Below are 18,247 nucleotides of genomic sequence, written 5' to 3'. Positions count from 1 at the left end.
TTACAGCTGGTAGGTGGAGTTGATGATGGCGCCCTTGCGCGCGTAGTGGATCAGCGCGTCCTGGACGTCCAGCGGGTGGGTCGGGATGACACCCTCGATGAGATCCTCCTCGCGGGCACCGTGCAGCGAGAGGCCGAAGCGGCAGCAGAAGACCTTGCCGCCCTCGGCGATGAACGTCTTGAGCTGGTTGTTGATGTTGTGCTCGCCGGGGAAGGCCGAGTTGCCGGTGGTCGGGAAGCCGCGCGTGGCAAGGCAGTTGAGGGAGCCGGGGCCGTAGAAGTAGATGGCCGTCTCGAAGCCCTTGCGCAGGGCGCGGGTCGCCTGGAGTACGGCGACGAAGGAGACCGAGGACTCGTGGGCGATGCCGTGGACGAGCGTGAAGTACGTCTCGCCGTCCTCGGCCTTGTAGTCGGGAAACACCTTGGTGGCGCCGTAGATGCTGGTGCCGTCGGGGAGGGACGGGTGGGGGATCTCGTTGAGGGACTGCTGCTCGATCTCGCTGAGTTCGACGGTTTCGGACATGGCTGTCTCCTTGTGCGTACCGGACTTGAGACTTGAGAGGGGAGTCGGTCAGTCGTAGAGCGCGGCGAACGTGTCCCGGAAGACCAGGTCGCCGAGTTCGCCGCCGCCGGTCGCTTCGGCGAGGCGGGCGTACTCGCCCGTGAAGTCGCCCCACGGCTGGTCGCTGGCGAAGAGCACCCGGTCGTGGCCGATACCGCGGCGCTCGATCTCCCGGGCCAGCCAGCGGGGAGTGAAACCGATGGCCCAGGAGAGGTCGGTGTAGACGTGCTTGCCGGCGGTGATCCAGTCGAAGAACCGGGAACCGGCGAGCTTGATGTGGCCGCTCATCCCGCCGCCGAAGTGCACGAGATGGACGGGGACTTGATCGGCGTACCAGTCGACCAGGTGGCCGACCTCGTCGATGTCGGAGGCGGCACCGGGGGAGGTGTGGACGTGCACCACCAGCCCGTGCCGGGCCGCCTCGGCGAAGATGCGGTCCAGGTGGGGGCGGCAGGCCGGGTCGGTTGGCCGCCCGCCGAGCAGGAAGCTCAGCTTGAGCGCCTTCACGCCCCGTTCGCCCGCCAACTCCAGTGCCTGGGCGGTGCGTTGCTCGTCCTCGGGGCGCGGGGAGACCCAGAGCCCGGCGCGGATACGGTCGTCGGTCTGGGCGGCCTCGATCGCCAACTCGTTGAAGGAGAAGGCGATCGCGGGGTCCGGGACGCCGTAGTTCGGGATGACCAGGGCACGTTCGGTGCCCTCCGCGTCCAGGTCGGCGATGAGCTGCTTGACGGTGGCGCGGGCGGTGGTGTCGGGGTTGACCGGCGGGCCGCCGTAGAAGGGGTAGGCGGGGAGGACGCCGATGTGGCGGTGTGCGTCGTAGACCATGAGTGTCGTCCCGTTCCTCGTCCTTGTCCTCTTCTTCTCCTCGTCCTCTTCCTCAGCCGATGGGGAGGGCGGAGACGAGGTCGGTGGGGGCGCCGGTGAGGGTGCCGCAGACGTCGGCCAGGCGGCGGGACGCCTCGATGTGGTTCGCGAGGAACTCCGCGTCCCTGCCCACCGCTTCGAAGCGTCCCGAACCCCATGAGTGCTGCCAGGGCAGGCCGAGGAAGTACAGGCCGGGGACGCTGGTGGCGCCGCGCCAGTGCATCGGGTAGCCGCGGCCGTCGAACACGGGTGCCTCTATCCAGCGGTGGTCGCGGCGGAACCCGGTCGACCAGACGACGGACGTGATGTCGGCCTGGGCCAGGTCGAGTTCGCGGGGCTGGTCGTCCGGCTCCCACACGGGAACGTAGCGGGGTTCGTCCGGTGCGGTGATGCCCTGGGCGGTGATGTGGGCGTCGATGGCGTCCTTGATGCCCTCGGCCACGGCGTCCGCGTGGTCGAGGTTCATCTTGAGGTCGTCGGCGAACTCCAGTGCCGTACCGGTGACTTCGGTGAGCCGGCCGTACAGCCGCATGCCGTCGCGGGCGAAGGCGCGCAGGTCGATGTCGCGGCCTCCGTCGCGTCCGGTGACGTAGTGGTTGACGCGCATCCGGACCGCGCCGGCGTCGTCGAAGTCGTCGATGCTCTTCGCGTAGTGGCCCATCTCGTCGAGCCAGGCCACGCAGTCGCGGCCGCGGTAGACGCGGGCGACACGCGGGGCGCTGCCTACGGCCAGGTGCACCTGGCGTCCGGCGAGGTGCAGGTCCTCGGCGATCTGGCAGCCGGACTGGCCGGTGCCGACCACCAGGACGGCGCCCGGGGGGAGTTGGGCCGCGTTGCGGTAGCGGGAGGAGTGGACCTGGGTGAGGGAGTCGGGCAGGCGCTGGGCCATCGGGGGGAGCGAGGCGGTGTGGTACGGGCCCGTTGCTATCACCACCTGGTCGGCGGTGAAGTCCCCGCCGGTGGTGGCGAGTTCGAAGACCCCGCTCGGGGAACGCCGCAGCCGGGTGACCGTCACGCCCTCGACGAGCGGCGGGCGGAAGTGGGCGACGTAGCCCTCCAGGTACCGCACGATGTCGTCGCGCACCATGAAGCCGTCGGGATCGTCACCCTGGTAGGGGTAACCGGGCAGCCTGCACTGCCAGTTGGGGGTCACCAGGCAGAAGGAGTCCCAGCGGCGCTCGCGCCACTCGTGTCCGACCCGGTGGGCCTCGATCACGACGTGGTCGACGCCGCGTTCACGCAGCTCGTGGCTGACGGACAGTCCCGCCTGGCCGCCGCCCACCACGGCCACCGAGTAGTGCGCGCCGGCCAGCCGTACCGCCGGGCTCATCGGGGGCTCCCGTCGGCACCGGTGAGGGCCTCGACCGTGACCTTGGCCCCGCTGACGTCTGCGTATGCCGCGGCCGTCCGCTCTATTCGGGCGAGTTGGTCGGAGGCGCCGGTGCAGAAGAAGCCGAACTTCTCCCGTACCCGCTCCCCGGCGATACCGAGCGCCGTACGGCTGCGCTCGACGAATTCGGCGAGCTCGTATGCGGAGCCCGGAGTGAAGTAGTCCTCGACTATCGTGGAGGGTGAATAGCAGCGCTGGATCAGTCCGTCGGGCCAGCGCACATCGAAATACATCTCGGGCATGACATCCTCCATGCCGCGCGCCGAGGTCTTGCCACCTCGCCGCTCTCCATGGCGACAAACTTCGGCCCTGGGGATTTCCGAACGAAGTCATCGGGAACAAAGGGGAGTTGCGAAAACCTCACCGCGACTCGGGGGCGATGTCAGCTATTTGTCATCGCCCGTTGACGTCTCGGCGGACGGCCAATGGGCGAGCGAGATCATCCCCATCACCCGGCGTATCAGGTAGAAGGCCAGCGGCAGTTCGACGAACAGTGCCAACGCCGCCGACCACCAGACCTCCGACGTGCCGAAGGCGAGGGACACGTCGAACCACGCGTCGCAGATCAGCAGTACCGACGTGGTGAGCGCCGCCAGGATGACGGCGCGGTTCCGGCGCCAGCCGAGCAGCGCGGTGGACGCCATCGCGACCACGAGCAGGACGTCGAATCCGACCCAGGTCAGGCGCCACTGGTGGACCTCGTACCCGGACGGCAGTGTCGTCGCCAGCAGGACCGTCCACGGGACGAGCCCCACGGCGCAGACGGTGAGCAGTTCCAGGGTGTGACGCCGGTGTCGGCGTACCCGCTCCAGCACGTCGGGCGTCGGAGTAGGGGCCTCGACCCGGTTGCGGGTGTCGGCGTTTATCGCGTCGCTCACCTCGACTGCTCCGTTCTCAGACGTCCGATGGTGATCCAGTAGGGCAACGCCCCCTTCGGCGTCATTTCTTCCCGAGGGCGGCGGGTGCGGATTTCACGCCTCCGGATCGCCGTAAATCGGATGGACCCCTCCAATAGCGGAGGAAGAGAGCGGCGGACTAGACTCGCGCAACCAACGATCCGGGGAAGGTCCGGCATGCGACGGTGGGCGGAATTCGTTCTTCGGCATCGCAAGGCGGTAGTGGCGTTCTGGGGTCTGGTGCTGGTCGCCGGCATCCTGCTCGCCGGTCGCACCACGGACCGGCTGACGATCGACTTCTCCCTGCCGGGCCAGCCCGGCACCGTGACCGCGCACAAGATCGAGGACGCCTTCGGCAGCGGCGGCGACACCAACCCCTATCTGGTCGCGGTCACCCTGCCGGCCGGGCAGACGATCACCGGTCACGAGACGGACGTCGGGAAGGTGTTCACGGCCGTGGGCACGGCGGTACCGGGCGTGCGGCTCATCGACGAGGCGAACACCGGGGACAAGGCCTTCCGGACGAAGGACGACCGCACGGCCTACGCGCTGGTCTTCTACCGGTTCAACCCGTCACCCAGCCAGAAACCGCTGACCGACCCGATCCGCGCGGCGGCGGAGAAGGCCCAGCCGGCGGGCGCGGTGATCGGGGTGACCGGCGAGGACCCCCTGGCCTCCGGTGGCGACGACGGGGGCGGACCCGGGGTGCTCGGCGAGACGCTCCTAGGCGCCGTCGGCGCACTCGCGGTCCTCGCCTTCGTGTTCGCCTCCTTCCTGGCCCTGCTGCCGCTGCTCGTGGCCGCGGTGTCGATCCTCGCGACCTTCGTGATGCTGCTGCCGCTCACCTACGCCACCGACGTGTCGTTCATCGTGCAGTTCCTGGTCGCCCTGATCGGCCTGGGCGTGGCGATCGACTACTCGCTGCTGTTCGTCACCCGCTGGCGCGAGGAGCGCGACCGCGGCCGGGACAACCACGAGGCGGTCGTGGTCGCGATGCAGCACGCCGGACACGCGATCGTGTTCAGCGGCGTCACGGTCGCCATCGGCCTGCTCTCCCTGGTCGTCCTGCCCGTCCCGTTCCTGCGCAGCATGGGCTACGGCGGCGCACTCATCCCGCTCGCGAGCGTGCTGACGACGCTCACCCTGACCCCCGCGATCCTGGGCGGCATCGGACCCAAGGTCGACTGGCCGAAGATCCGGCACGAGAACCGGGCGAGCCGCTTCTGGAGCCGCTGGACCGCCGCTGTCGTACGCCGCCGCTGGATCGCGGCCGCCGCCGCGCTGGCCGCGCTCGCGGCCCTGGTCGGTGTCTTCCTCGGCATCAAGATCGGCCTCGCCTCCTCGGAGTCGCTGGCCAAGAGCGGCCCGGCCTACGACACCCTGCGGACCCTGGAGCGCGGTGGCGTCCCGACCGGCGCGCTGACCCCGATGGAGGTACTGGTCAGCACCGACCAGGCGAAACCTGTCGCCGCCGAGCTGGCCAAGGTCGACGGTGTGACCAGCGTGCTCGTGCCGACCGGGCCCGCGGGCAACCGGGGCGGGCAGAGCATCGTCGTCGTCATCCCGGACACCGAGACGGTGAACTCGAAGAGCGTCGACGTGGTCAGACGGGTCAAGACCGCCACCGAGCATCTGCCCGGCGTCGTCGGTGTCGCGGGCGTCGGCGCGGCACAGATCGACTTCCTGCACGCCGTCTACGGCAACTTCCCGCTGATGCTCACGATCATCGCGCTGCTGACGTACGTCCTGCTCGTGCGCGCCTTCCGCTCGCTGCTGCTGCCGTTGAAGGCGGTGCTGCTCAACCTGATCTCGCTGGCGGCGACACTGGGCCTGATGGTGCTGTTCTGGCAGGACGGCCACGGCTCGAACACGCTCTTCGGTATCGCCGCGACCGGGGCCGTCACGTTCTGGATCCCGATCATGATCTTCGCGTTCCTGTTCGGACTGTCCATGGACTACGAGGTGTTCATCCTCTCCCGCATCCGGGAGGAGTACGACGCCGGCCTCTCGACCGACGACGCGGTCGTCGAGGGCATCGGCCGCACCGGCCGACTCGTCACCAGCGCCGCACTCATCCTCTTCCTCGCCTTCGCCGCGCTGGCCTCGGGACCGGGCACCGATCTCAAGACGCTGGCGACCGGCCTGGGCATCGGTATCCTGCTCGACGCGACCATCGTGCGGATGCTCCTCGTCCCCTCCCTCGTCTCCCTGTTCGGCGGCTGGAACTGGCACCTGCCCGCCTGGGCGGCCCGCCCACTGCGCGTGGCGCCGTCCAGCCCGCACCCGGAACCGTCCGGGCCGGCGCCGACAGCACCGGCGGGCTAGGCCCTCCTCGTCCAAGACCCCCGGCCGAAGCGGAACGGCGTGAGCACGTCGGGGCGTACGTAGGCGGCGAGATGGTGCCCGGTGACGGGCCCCAGGGTGACGCGAGCATGCCGTGCCCCGTCGCCGCGAAGGCGTTGTCGTGCCCGGGGACGCGGTCGATGACCGGGAGCCCGTCGGGCCGGAGCGCCAACGCGCGGGCGATGGCGACGCGTTGCTGCTCACCGCCGGAGAGCCGGTCGGGCAGTGCGAGGCCGCGGTGAGCGCCCCCGACCCGGCGCAGCAGAGTGACGGCCCGCTCCAGGGCCTCCGACTCCGGTACACCGGCCTTGCGTTGGGCGACCATGATGTTCTCCACGGCCGTGAGATGGGGGAAGAGGTTGAAGCGCTGGAAGACCATGCCGACCGTGCGGCGCAGTCCCGGCAGGTCGCGGCAGACGATGCGGCCGTCGCGGTGCACCACCTCCCCGGCGACGCCAGACGGAGATCCTGCTCCGGGAGTCCGTGATGCTGCGCTCCCGGCTGCTCGCCGAACGGGCCGCCGAGAAAATCCTCACCGACATCGCGTCCTACGACCCCCAGGTCGTCGAGGGCGACTTCCTCGTGTTCCGCGCCGCCGAACTCGGCTTCGACCTGCGCCTACGGCGGGTCGCCGTCGCCTTCGAGGTGAGCGTGCCCCGCCCGGCGCCCCGCCGCCAGGGCGGCACCCAGACCCGGGACATGGCCCTGGTCCGCTCCGAACTGCTGCGCACCGTGGGGGAGATCTTCGCCGACCCCCAGGACATCGTCGCCGCCACCGCACCCGGCTGGATCGGCGTCCTGCACCGGCTCCCCGCCGGATGCTCCACGCCCTCCCTCGTGGCCGACTGCCGACGGGTCACCGATCTCATCGCCGCCCAGGACGGGCTCGTCGCCCGCGCCGGGATCGGTGAACCCGCCACCTCCGTCGGCGGGTTGCACGACTCCTACCAGGACGCGTGCGACGCGCTGCGGCTCGGTACCCGGTTCGCCGACACCGACCCCGTCCATCTGATCACCGACCTGCGGGTCCACCAGGTGGTGACGGCGGTGAGCCAGGCGGCCCGCAACCGCCTGCTGGACCTCACGGCCACCGAACTGCGCGCCCAGCCGGACTGGCCGGCCCTCCGCGACACGGTGACCGCCTGGTGCGAGAGCGGGTTCAACCTCGTCCGTACCGCCGAGGTCCTGCACATCCACCGGAACACCGTCGTCTACCGGATGAACAAGATCGAGCAGATCACCGGCCGCTCCCTGCGGGAGTACCGGACGGCCATGGCGCTCTATCTCGCGTGCCTGGCCGACCGGTTGGGTGGTGGAACGGTCCGCTGAGCCTCAGGCCGACGTGCCCCGGGCGCGGAGCATCCGGCTCACCTCGTCGGACCGCTCCAGGACGGTCGTGCGGACCACCGGGACCGCCTCCTGGGACACCTGCCTGGCCTGCTCGATGTACGAGGCGTCGATGGCGTGCAGCGGGAAGAGGCGGTGCGTGTAGCTCATCGCCAGGATCATCCCGCCCAGGTGCAGCTTCGGGACCGCCTCCAGGTAGCGCTCGGCGTAGGGCGCCAGCAGCTCGTCCTGGCCGGGGCGCCAGAAGGCCGCCGCGACCAGGCCCATCGAGTTGATGGGGACCGTACGGTCCACGACCAGCTGTTGCCAGACCTCCGCCTTCGTCGCCGCGTCGGGCAGCGCGGCCCGCACGGTGAGGGCGCGGACCCAGGCGTCGGGGTCCGGGTCGCGGGTGAGCAGACGGTCGGATTCCGCCGTGACGTCGCCGCCCAGTTCCGCCTCGCGGATCAGCGCGCGCCAGTGCAGGTCCACGTCGTCGCCCGCCTGTTCGCGCAGCCAGGCGAGATCGTCCGCCGTCGTCGCGGTACGGGCCAGCCCGCGCAGCGCGACCTGACGGCGGCCGGGGTCTCCGGCGAGGTCGCGACAGGCGGCGGCCACCGCTGCCGACAACTCGACGCGGTCGGCGGGCGGCGCCCACAGTTCCGCGGCGTTCGCCGCGAGGGTCAGATACGGCTCGATCACCGCGTCGGACGTCTCGACCGTCAGCACCGAGGTGAGGCACCGTCCGGCTTCCGCCGCCGTGGCCTCGCCGGTCGTCAGCATGTCCCAGACGGTGGCCGCGGCCACGCCCCGGGAGATGGCCGTCGGCAACTGTGCCGCCGTACGGAAGAGGGCGTCCCTGGTGGTCGGGTCCGGGCGGGTCGTCGCGAAGGTCAGGTCGTCGTCGTTGATCAGCAGGACATCGGCGGCGGGCGGGAGGCCGGTGATGGTGGTGCGGGGCTCCGTCACCTCGACCCGTACCAGCGCCCGGCGTTCGAGCGCGTCGCCGTTCCTCTCGTACGCGCCCACCGCCAGGACCTGCGGGCGCGGGTCGGCGGCGGCCACCAGCGTGACCGAGTCGCCGTCGCGCTCCAGGGTGAAGCGGTCGGTGCCCGCCGTCGCCAACCAGGCCGTGCGCCAGGTGTCCAGGTCGCGGCCACTGGCCTCGGACAGGGAGTCGATCAGGTCCTGGAGCGTGGTGGTGCCCCAGGCGTGGCGGGCGAAGTAGGCGGCCATGCCGGTCCTGAAGTCGTCCTCGCCGACGTACGTCATGAGCTGCTGGAGGACGGACGCGCCCTTGGGGTACGTGATGTTGTCGAAGATCGACCTGGCCTGGGCGACGTCGTGGATGGGCTGGTGGATCGGGTGCGAGGCGGGACCCTGGTCGGACAGGTACGCGCTGATCTTGCCGATCATCAGATGGCCCGCCCACGCGTCCGTGTGCCGGGTGGCGCGCTCGGCCGCCCAGTGGCAGGCGAACTCCGCGAACGCCTCGTTCAGCCACAGGTCGTCCCACCAGCGCATGGTGACGATGTTGCCGAACCACATGTGCGCCATCTCGTGCAGCAACACCCGTGCCAGCAGACCGTGTTCGGCCGGGGTCGGCGCGGCCCGCCGCAGGAACGCGTCCGACCAGGTCACACAGCCGTAGTTCTCCATCGCCCCGCCGAACTCCGGCATGAACACCTGGTCGTAGCGGCGCTGCGGGAACGGCATCGCGAAGGCCTCGGCGTAGAAGGCGAGGCCCTGGCGGGTGAGGGTGAAGATCTCGTCGGCGTCGCGGTCGAGGACCTCGGCGAGTGAACGGCGGGCGTACAGGCCCAAGTTGTGGCCGTCGGCCTCGCGGCGGACCTCGTGGAAGGGGCCCGCGTTGATGACCGTGTTGTACACGGACAGGGGCGGGGTGTCCGGGAAGGTCCAGCGGCGGGCCGCGCCCAGCTCCTCGACGCGCGCGTCGCCGGAGTTGCTGGTGACGGTCCACGCGGACGGCGCCGTGACGGTGAAGGCGTGCGGGGCCTTGAGGTCGGGCTGGTCGAAGCAGGCCCAGACGAAGCGGGCCTCGTCCGGTTCGAAGCTCATCCACACGTACACCTCGCCGTCGGCGGGGTCCGTCGCCTTGTGCACGCCCTCGCCGGCCGTGGTGTCGGCCTGGACGCTCTCCACCCGCAGCACGTTGTGCTCGGCCAGGCCGGGCAGATGGATCCGCCCGTCCTCGGCGGGGGCGAGTTCGACCCCGTTCAGCGTCGCGCTCAGCACCCGCGCCGCACAGTCCACGAAGGTCTCCGCGCCCGGCTCACGACACGTGAACACGACAGTGGAGACGGCGCGGACCTCCGGCCCGTCGGGCAGTGCGGTCAGATCGACGTCCACGTCGTACCGCTCGACCGCGAGCAGCGCGGCCCGGCGCTCGGCTTCGATGCGGGTCAGGCTTCGGATCCCCATGTGTGTCCTCCCTCGGCAGACAGCGGCCGTCAGCGTACGACGGGGACAGGTGGGGAGCGCAGGGGATTTCGGGGGTGTCGACCTCGGCCGCGGTCGATCGGCCGCCGTCTCGCGCGGGACGCGGCTCGGTCACGGAGAACGCCACGCCGGGCGCTCGGCCCCTGACCGAGCGCCCGGCGTGTGCGAGGACGGGGTCGGCGTCGCGGCCCGGTGGTCGTCCCCGCCCGACCGCCGGACCGTGCGCCGCCGACCCCGTCGGATCACCGCCCCCAACTGCCCCTGACTCAACCCCTCACCGCCCCCGCAACCCCGCGCTGATCATCCGCCCCGTGCGGCGCGCGGTCTCCGCGAGCCGTTCCAGGTGGTGGGCCGGGTCGGTGAGGACGCACAGGGCCGCCACGGGGGTGCCGCGCACCCCGAGCAGCGGAACTGCCGCGCAGCACACGCCAGTTACCACTTCCTCCCGGTCGAAGGCGGCGCCGCGCTCCCGTATCGCGTCGGCGTCCCGCGCCCAGGACGCGGGAAGCGGCCCCAGCAGGGGTGCCGGAGTAGCCGTTGCCACCAGGATCTTGCCCGCCGCGGTGAACCACGGCCAGGTCATCCGGGTCTCCAGCGGATCGGGCCGTCGGGCGTCCTCGGGACACCACTCGACCATCAGCGTCTCGCCCTTCCACAGCACGGCGATTCCTACGGTCGTCCCCGTGACCTGCGCGAGCCGGCGCATCGGTTCCCGTGCGGCGGCCCGCAGCCGGGGATGCGGCTGCCACGCGCTCCCCAGGCGGAACATCCGCGGGCCCACCCGGTAACTGCCTCCGCACCGTTCGACCGCGCCCAGGTCCGCCAGTTGTTCCAGCAGGCGGTACGCGGTCGTCTTGGGCAGCCCGCAGTCGGACGCCAGCCTTGTGGGCCCCGCCTCCACCGCCTGCTCCACCGCCTCCAGCAGTGCGAAGGCGCCCTCCAGCACGCTCCTTCCGCCGGCGTTCCCCGTGGCGGCCGGTAAGGTCTCCGGCCGTCGTACCGGCACCCGTGTCTCAGGTGCCATCACTCCCTGTGTGATCACACGTCTCGCCCCCGTTTGCCTGTTGCGCAGCCGCCAGGCGACGGCCCTGCCGTCATGCCCGGACGGGACGCGGTCGGCGCCCCGTCCGTTCCCCAGCAGATTCGCACCGGTGTGTGACGGGAAACCTTGTCGAAGGCTTGTCGCGCCGCATATGCGTCTGTGAAAAAAAGGAGGAGGCTTCGTGAGGGGGGAGGCGCACACCATGGTGGACGTGCAGTTGCTCGGGCCGGTGGAACTGTCGGCGGAGGGGCGCGCGGTGGAGGTGGGCCCGCCCCAACGCCGCACCGTGATGGCCGCGTTGGCCGTGGACGTCGGCCGCCCCGTCGCCGTCGACGTGGTCATCGAGCGGGTCTGGGGCCCGCACGCGCCCGACGGCGCGCGCGGCGCGGTGCACGCCCATGTAGCCCGGATACGGCGGATGTGCGAGCAGGCCGCCGAGACCGCGCAAGAGCCCTTATTACTGGTGCGCCGTTCCGGCGGATACCTGCTGGAGGCGCGCCCGGACCAGGTGGACGTCTACCGGTTCCGGCAGTTGGTCGACCAGGCGCGGGCGGCGGGGCCTGTCGAACCGGTACGGGCGGTGCTGCTGCGCGAGGCGCTCGACCTGTGGCGCGGGGAGCCGCTGTCCGGGCTGAACGGGGAGTGGGCGGCCCGGATGCGCGAGGCCTGGCGGCGTCAGCACCAGGACGCGGCCGTCGGCTGGGCCCGCGCGGAACTGCGCCACGGTGAACCCGCGTCCCTCATCGGCCGGTTGACCGGCCTGCTCGGCGAGTACCCGCTCGCGGAACCCCTGGCCGAAGCCCTGATGCGGGCCCTGCACGAGACCGGCCGCAGCGCGGAGGCCCTGGACTGCTACGCCGCCGTCCGCAAACGCCTGGCCGAGGAACTCGGCACGGACACCGGACCGGCACTGCGCCAGCTCCACCAGTCGATCCTGCGCGGCCACCGCTCCGCGTCGCCCCCACGCCCCGAACCGTCCCCGGTCGCACGACAGACCGAGCCGTCGACGGTGCTACGACAGTCCGAGCCATCGGGGGTACTGCGGCAGACCGAGCTTCCCGCCCAACTCCCCATGGGTATACGAGGGTTCACCGGCCGCGACGGCGAGCTGGCCCGGCTCGCCGCGATCCTCGTCTCGGCCGAGGGAGAGTCCGCCGCCGTGGTCATCTCCGCGGTGTCGGGCATGGCGGGCGTGGGCAAGACCGCCCTCGCCGTGCACTGGGCGCGGAGGGTCGAAAGCGCCTTCCCCGACGGGCAGTTGTACGTGAACCTGCGAGGCTTCGACCCGCAGGGATCGGTGGTGCAGCCGACCGAGGCGGTACGCGGGTTCCTGGACGCGCTCGGGGTACGGCCGGAGCGGGTGCCGCCCGGCCTTGAGGCCCAAGTCGGGCTGTACCGAAGCCTGTTGACGGGGCGTCGGATGATGGTCGTACTCGACAACGCCCGTGACGAGGAACAGGTCCGCCCGCTGCTGCCGGGCGCCGTCGGCTGCATGGCGCTGGTGACCAGCCGGAACCGGCTGACCGGGCTGGCCGCGACGGAGGGCGCCCATCTCCTCGCGGTGGACCCGCTGACACCGGCCGCCGCACGGGACGTACTGGCGGAACGGCTCGGCGCGGGCCGGGTCGCGGCCGAACCGGCGGCGGTCGCGGACGTCGTCACCTGGTGCGCGGGACTGCCCCTCGCGCTCGCCGTGGTCTCGGCACGGGCCGCCGCGCAGCCGCATCAGCCCCTCGGCACACTCGCCGAGGAACTCCGGGAAGCGGGCGGCCGGTTGGACGCGCTCGACGGGGGCGAGGAGTCCAGCCAGGTACGGGCGGTGTTCTCCTGGTCCTACAGCGCGCTCAGCCGCGCCGCGGCCCGGCTGTTCCGGCTGCTGGCACTGCACCCGGGACCCGACCTCGACCAGCGCGCGGCGGCCGCCCTGGCCGGGGTGCCACCCGAGCGCGTCCGTGCGCTGTTGGCCGAACTGACCGGCGGTCACTTGCTGGTTGAGCATGTTCCGGGGCGGTACGCCTTCCACGACCTGCTGCGCGTCTACGCGGGGGAACTCGTGACCGCGTACGACGACGAGTGGGAGCGGCGATCGGCGGTCCACCGGATGATGGACCACTACCTGCACTCCGCGCGCGCGGCCGACGTGCTGGTGACCCCGCAGCCCAATCCGGTGGAGTCGCCCACGCCCAGACCCGGCGCGAACGCGGTCGAGTTCGAGGACTACGGCCGTGCGCTCGCCTGGCTCGTCGCCGAACACCCGGTGCTGCTCGCGCTCGTACGGCAGCAGAGGCCCGGCTTCGACGCGCACGTGTGGCGCCTGGTCACCGTACTGACCACCTTCCTGGACCGGCACGGATACTGGCAGGCGCTGCTGACCGCCGGACACCGCGCGCTGGCGGCGGCCGAACGGGAGGGCGACCTGGCCGGACGGGCGGGCGCCCATCGCGGACTGGGCCTGGCCCTGGACCGGTTGAAGTGCCCGGAACCGGCCCGGGAGCACTATCTGCGGGCCCTCGAACTGTTCGCCGCGGCCGGCAGCGACGCGGGCCAGGCCCGCACCCATCAGCATCTCTCGCGGATGTCGGGGGGACAGGGCAACGACGAACTCGCGCTGGAACACGCCTACCGGAGCCTTGAGCACTACCGGGCCGCGGGCGACCGGGCAGGACAGGCCGCCGCGTTGAACCACATCGGCTGGCGGCAGGCACACCTCGGCGACCATCTCCGCGCGCTCGCACACTGCGAGCAGGCGCTCGAACTCGCCCACGCGGCCGGTGATGTGGACGGGCAGGCGCACATCTCCGACAGCCTCGGCTACATCCACCACCAACTGGGTGGTTATCAACAGGCAGTTGACCGGTACCGGCAGGCCGCCCAGTTGTTCCACGCGACGGGGGAGCGGCACAGCGAGGCCGCCTGTCTGACCTGCCTCGGCGACAGCCATCGCAGCGCGGGACAGTCCGACGCGGCCCACGAGGTGTGGACCCGTGCGCTCGCCCTGACCACCGAACTCGGCCTGCCTGACGACGATCCCATCCGCGCCGGGTTGCGGGAGCGCGTCGGGGACGGTCCGCTGTCGTAGCGGCCGGGCCTCTCGACTCAGGCGCATGGTTCGGCCGTTGCGTCCGGTACCGGGGCCGTGGTCCGCGGCCTCAGGAGACGGCTGAGGGCGATGCCCGCGGCCGTGCAGGCACCGGTCAGCCACCAGGTGGAGTGCCAGTCGCCGGTACAGGTGGCCAGCCACGCGGCGGCGGTGGGGCCGACGAAGCTCCCGGCGTTGAACAGTTGCTGGATCAGGCCCATGGTGGCGGGAGCGGAACCGCCGGCCGGCGTCAGCTCACCGATCATGCGCAGCAGGGTCGCCGGTATCGCCCCGCCGGTCAGCGAGAAGACCGTGACACACGCGAACTGCCAAGCGGTGCCTGCCGGGAAGCCGTGCCAGTCCACGGCGAAGGCCAGCACGGACGTGACGGCCATGAGGACGAACGCGGGGACGATGAGGGCGCGGGTGGGCAGGCCGCGCTTCATGAGTGCCGCAGTAGCGATCGAGCCGACGGCGTTCGCCGCACCGACCACCGCAGTGAGCACGCCCGGCCAACTGCCCGTCATCCCGCCGTCCCGATAGATGGTGGGCAGGAATCCGACCACCGCCATCCACGGCAGGGTGTAGCAGGCGAAGACAAGACCGGCCGTCCAGGGTGCCGGTGCCCGGACGGTACGGCCGATGCGCGCCAGGGCCGCCGCCGCGCCACGCACACCACCCGCGTCGTCCCGGGGAACCCGGGCCAGGACCCACGGCAACGGCAGCAGCGCGACCACGGCCATGCCCCACCACCACACCCGCCACGGCATCACCTGGAGGACCAGCGCGCCGACGATGAGACCGGCGAAGGTGGAGATGCCCTGGTAGGCGCCCCAGAACCCCATCGCCGTGGTGAAACGGCCGGGTGGAGCGGTGCGCCGGATCAGCCCCGGCCCTGTCACCGCCACCAGGATGAAACCGGCCCCCTCGACCGCCCGCGAGGCCAGCAGCGGCGCCGCCGACCAGGCGAATCCACCGCCCGCCGAACCGAGGAACAGCAGGACCAGCCCCGCGCTCAGACAGCGCCGCTCACCGATCAACTCGGCCAGCAGCGAGACGGCAAGTCCCCCGAGCATCCCGGCCAGTTGGACGATCCCCAGCAGGGTCCCGGCCTGGACCAGACTCAGCGACAGGTCGTGCCGCAGGAACGGGAGCGCGGGCGGCACCTTCCACACCTGTAACCCGGCAGCGACTCCGGCGGCGACGATGACGAGCCAGGAACTACCGGTGCCAGAAGTTGGTGTCTTCGAGGCCATGGCGGGCGGTCCTTCAACAGGGTGGAGGCGTGGAACGGCTCACCACCTTGACCACACGGCCGGGCATTCGCGCAATAGAGGTTCCGATTGGTGCGACAGGTGCTCAATAGGCCTGAATTCTGGTGGCAGAATGCACATCATGACGCTGATGGACCCCTTGGACGCCCGGATCATCCTGGCCTTGGACGACGACCCGGACGCGACGATCCTCGCCCTCGCCCAGACCCTGGGCGTGGCCCGGAACACCGTGCACGCCCGGCTGCGGAGGATGGCCGCCGACGGCGTGCTCAAACCCGTTAGTCGACGCGTCGACCCCGCCGCCCTCGGGTACGGCCTGGTGGCGTTCATGTCGCTGGCCGTGAGTCAGGCCGAACCCGAGAGCGTGCACGAAGGCCTGCTCGATCTCCCCGAGGTCATCGAGGTGCACTACACCACCGGCGACGCCGACCTCCTCGCCCATGTCGTCGCCAAGGACACCGCGGACCTGCACCGCGTCACCAAGGCGATCCTCGCCATCGACGGAGTCGACCGCACCAGCACCGCCATCTCCTTGGCCGAGGTCATCCCGTACCGCCCCCGGGCTCTGCTGCATCGCCTGGCGAAGCGACGAGCCACCTAGAGGTCCAACTCCAGCACCGGGGAGTCGCAGCGGCTCACGCAGATCATCATCGTGGTGGCGGTGGGTCGTTCGGACGGCTCGATCACCGTGTCGCGGTGGTCCGGGACCCCGGCCGTGACCGCTGTCTCGCAGGTACCGCAGTAGCCCTCCTCGCAGGAGTACGGCACGTCCGGGAGCTTCTCCCGTACGACGTCCAGCACGGAACGGTCGGCGGGCACGGTCAGCCGCAGGCCTGAACGGGTCAGCACCACCTCGAACTCACCACCCGGTGAGCCGATTTGGACTGGGTCGATGTCGTCGGCCGCCGTGAAGCGTTCGACGTGCAGTGACCGCGCCGGGTCAGCCGTACGGCACAGAGCCGTCACCGCGTCGAGCATCGGTTGCGGGCCACAGGCGTAGACGGCGTACGAGGCCGGGGTGGCGGCGAGTTCGGCGGCCAGGTCAGGGAAGCCCGCCTCGTCCTGCGGTACGAGCAGCACGCGGTCCCCGCCCAACGCCGCCAACTCCTCTGCGTACGCGAGCCGGGACCGGTCGCGGGCGCCGAGGATCAACCGCCAGGGGAGGCCGCGGGCGGTGAGTTCGCGGGCCATCGGCAGCAGCGGGGAGACGCCGATGCCGCCGGCCAGCAGGAGATAGCCCGGCGCGGGTAGGAGCGGGAAACGGTTGACCGGTCCGCGTACCTCCAACTCCCTTCCCACCAGGGCGGTTTCGTGGATCTCCCGGGAGCCGCCACGCCCCTCGGGCACGCGGTGCACGGCGATCGTCCACGCCTCGGTGTCCGTCGCCTCCCCGCACAGCGAGTAGGTCCGCCGCAGCCCCGAGGGCAGGGTCAACTCCACATGTGCGCCCGCCTCCCAGGTCGGCAGGGCGCCGCCGGTGGGTCGGGTCAGCCGGAGTTCCAGCACGTCGTGGGCGATCCAACGGGCCTGTCGGACCAGGAGCCGTACGGTCGCCGCGCGGGAGGTGCCGAGGTCAGAAGACACGGAAGTACTCCCGCTGTTCCCAGTCGGTCACCTCTTCGCCGAAGCGGGTGATCTCGGCTCGTTTGATGCTCGTGTAGTACGCGACGAAGTCCTTGCCGAGCCGGTCGGCGAGCATGCGGTCGGACTCCAGCGCGTCGAGGGCCTCGCCCAGCGAGCGGGGGAGCGGTTCGGCGCGTGCCGCGTAGGGCTCGTCGGCGGCCGGTCCGGGTTCGAGGCCACCGGCCACGCCCTCCAGCCCGGCGGCGAGTTGGGAGGCGAGGTAGAGGTAGGGGTTGGCGGCCGGTTCACCGATCCGGTTCTCCAGACGGGTGGATGACGGTCCGTCACCCAGCACCCGCACCATCGCCCCGCGGTTGTCGCGCCCCCAGACCGCCCGGTCCGGTGCCAGCGACAGCGAGCGAAAGCGCTTGAATCCATTGAGAGTTGGCGTCGAGAACGCACTCGTGGCCCGCGCGTGCCGCAGCAGCCCACCCAAAAACGCCGTTCCGTACGGCGACAACGGCGGCCCGGACGCGGTGAGTTCGCCGGTCTCCGGTGCGAAGACGCCCACGCCGTCGCGCAGCATGCTCTGGTGCAGATGCCAGCCGCTGGAGAAGACGCCTGGCAGATGGGGGCGGCACATGAAGGTGGCGTGATGGCCGTGGCGGGCGGCGACCTGTTTCACGGCGCTGCGCAGCAGCACCATCGCGTCGGCCGTGCCGAGACCGTCGGCGGGCTGGAGGGTCAACTCGACCTGGCTGGGGCCGAATTCCACCTCCAGGCTGCGCAATGGGAGGCCCAGGCCCTCGATGTTGGAGCGCAGGACGTCGAGGATGGGGTCGAGTTCGTCGTAGCGCAGCTCGCTGAGGTACTGGTAGCCGTGGTTGAGCATGCCGACCTCGGGCGCGGCGCCGGGCTGGCCCTGGTCGCCGGGGCCCAGACGCGGATCGTCGAGCCGGAAGAGGTGGAACTCCACCTCCAGGCCTGTGCGGTACGTCAGCCCGTCGGCCTGGTCGAGGACGGAGCGCAGCAGTCGGCGCGTGCACAGCGGGACCGGTGCGCCGGTGGTGAAGCGCAGGTCGCACAGCAGCCAGCCCGTGCCCGGGGACCAGGGCAGCATCCGGAAGGTCAGCGGGTCGGGGACCATCACCATGTCGGCGGCGCCGCGCAGTTCGGGCAGCCCGAGCGGTGTCTCCTTGGTGAAGAGCGGGAAGACGGTCCGTCCGGAGGTGTCCTTGGCGAGCAGGGACGAGGCGATGCCGGTGCCGTCGCGCAGCACGTTGGCCAGTTCGCCCATGGTGACGGTCTTGCCGCGCAGCAGACCGTGCTGGTCGGCGAAGACCAGCCGTACCACCGTCATCCCGCCGCTCTCGGCACGTTCGCCTATCTCCCGTGCGGCGGCGGCCTGTTCGGGGTTCCACAGGCCGTGCCGTTCGATGAATCCCACGC

Annotated in this window: 14 protein-coding genes and 1 pseudogene; 4 read left to right on the top strand and 11 right to left on the bottom strand. The window is 71.2% G+C overall.

All coding sequences use genetic code 11. The features are described 5' to 3' along the window. The 5 genes from OG226_RS04335 to OG226_RS04315 form a co-directional block, all read right to left on the bottom strand. On the bottom strand, positions 1 to 522 hold the full coding sequence (locus OG226_RS04335; protein ID WP_033279770.1) for an MSMEG_0572/Sll0783 family nitrogen starvation response protein: 522 nt from the start codon (positions 520 to 522) through the stop codon (positions 1 to 3). A 48-nt stretch (positions 523 to 570) separates the two neighbouring features. Then, complete coding sequence (locus OG226_RS04330; protein WP_329347956.1) at positions 571 to 1,386, bottom strand: amidohydrolase family protein; 816 nt, start codon at positions 1,384 to 1,386, stop codon at positions 571 to 573. 52 nt (positions 1,387 to 1,438) lie between these two features. Beyond that, complete coding sequence (locus tag OG226_RS04325) at positions 1,439 to 2,755, bottom strand: MSMEG_0569 family flavin-dependent oxidoreductase (RefSeq protein WP_329347955.1); 1,317 nt, start codon at positions 2,753 to 2,755, stop codon at positions 1,439 to 1,441. Next, positions 2,752 to 3,057 carry an MSMEG_0570 family nitrogen starvation response protein gene (locus OG226_RS04320; protein WP_329347954.1) on the bottom strand — a complete coding sequence of 102 codons (306 nt, stop codon included), beginning with the start codon at positions 3,055 to 3,057 and terminating at the stop codon, positions 2,752 to 2,754. Before OG226_RS04320 ends, OG226_RS04325 begins: the two co-directional genes overlap by 4 nt. A gap of 144 nt (positions 3,058 to 3,201) precedes the next feature. After that, positions 3,202 to 3,693: a hypothetical protein gene (locus tag OG226_RS04315; protein ID WP_329347953.1), complete on the bottom strand. Its 492-nt coding sequence runs from the start codon at positions 3,691 to 3,693 to the stop codon at positions 3,202 to 3,204. Positions 3,694 to 3,888: 195 nt separating this feature from the next. Here OG226_RS04315 and OG226_RS04310 point away from each other — a divergent pair, with 195 nt between their 5' ends. Further along, positions 3,889 to 6,036 (top strand): MMPL family transporter, encoded by a 2,148-nt coding sequence (locus tag OG226_RS04310; RefSeq protein ID WP_329347952.1) that lies wholly within the window; start codon positions 3,889 to 3,891, stop codon positions 6,034 to 6,036. A 175-nt stretch (positions 6,037 to 6,211) separates the two neighbouring features. Here OG226_RS04310 and OG226_RS04305 read toward each other — a convergent pair. After that, positions 6,212 to 6,466: pseudogene (locus OG226_RS04305) on the bottom strand (ATP-binding cassette domain-containing protein); the annotation flags it as partial. Between the two features lie 74 nt (positions 6,467 to 6,540). Here OG226_RS04305 and OG226_RS04300 point away from each other — a divergent pair. Further along, entirely contained in the window at positions 6,541 to 7,383 is an 843-nt protein-coding gene (locus OG226_RS04300) for a PucR family transcriptional regulator (protein ID WP_329347951.1), read from the top strand. 3 nt (positions 7,384 to 7,386) lie between these two features. On the opposite strand, the gene pepN is transcribed toward OG226_RS04300, so the two are convergent. Next, positions 7,387 to 9,822, bottom strand: a complete 2,436-nt coding sequence (gene pepN / locus OG226_RS04295; protein WP_329347950.1) for an aminopeptidase N — start codon at positions 9,820 to 9,822, stop codon at positions 7,387 to 7,389. Positions 9,823 to 10,114: 292 nt separating this feature from the next. Next, positions 10,115 to 10,864, bottom strand: coding sequence for an IclR family transcriptional regulator (locus OG226_RS04290; protein WP_329347949.1), 750 nt, complete (start codon positions 10,862 to 10,864; stop codon positions 10,115 to 10,117). Between the two features lie 199 nt (positions 10,865 to 11,063). Here OG226_RS04290 and OG226_RS04285 point away from each other — a divergent pair, with 199 nt between their 5' ends. After that, a complete protein-coding gene (locus OG226_RS04285) occupies positions 11,064 to 13,961 on the top strand; it encodes an AfsR/SARP family transcriptional regulator (RefSeq protein ID WP_329347948.1) in 2,898 nt (965 codons plus the stop codon). 17 nt (positions 13,962 to 13,978) lie between these two features. Here the strand turns inward: OG226_RS04285 and OG226_RS04280 are convergent, their stop codons facing one another. After that, the gene (locus tag OG226_RS04280) at positions 13,979 to 15,217 is read right to left on the bottom strand and encodes an MFS transporter (RefSeq protein ID WP_329347947.1); all 1,239 of its coding nucleotides are present in this window, start codon (positions 15,215 to 15,217) and stop codon (positions 13,979 to 13,981) included. 139 nt (positions 15,218 to 15,356) lie between these two features. Here OG226_RS04280 and OG226_RS04275 point away from each other — a divergent pair, with 139 nt between their 5' ends. Next, entirely contained in the window at positions 15,357 to 15,836 is a 480-nt protein-coding gene (locus tag OG226_RS04275) for an Lrp/AsnC family transcriptional regulator (RefSeq protein ID WP_329347946.1), read from the top strand. Here OG226_RS04275 and OG226_RS04270 read toward each other — a convergent pair. Beyond that, on the bottom strand, positions 15,833 to 16,819 hold the full coding sequence (locus tag OG226_RS04270; RefSeq protein WP_329347945.1) for a PDR/VanB family oxidoreductase: 987 nt from the start codon (positions 16,817 to 16,819) through the stop codon (positions 15,833 to 15,835). The genes OG226_RS04275 and OG226_RS04270 overlap by 4 nt on opposite strands. Further along, the gene (locus OG226_RS04265; RefSeq protein ID WP_329347944.1) at positions 16,809 to 18,245 is read right to left on the bottom strand and encodes a glutamine synthetase family protein; all 1,437 of its coding nucleotides are present in this window, start codon (positions 18,243 to 18,245) and stop codon (positions 16,809 to 16,811) included. Before OG226_RS04265 ends, OG226_RS04270 begins: the two co-directional genes overlap by 11 nt. Between the last annotated feature and the right edge of the window lie 2 nt (positions 18,246 to 18,247).

The organism is Streptomyces sp. NBC_01261 (genome assembly GCF_036226385.1).
Taxonomy (GTDB): domain Bacteria; phylum Actinomycetota; class Actinomycetes; order Streptomycetales; family Streptomycetaceae; genus Streptomyces.
Note: the sequence above shows the minus strand (reverse complement) of the source record. Positions and strands in the feature narration are given on the sequence as shown.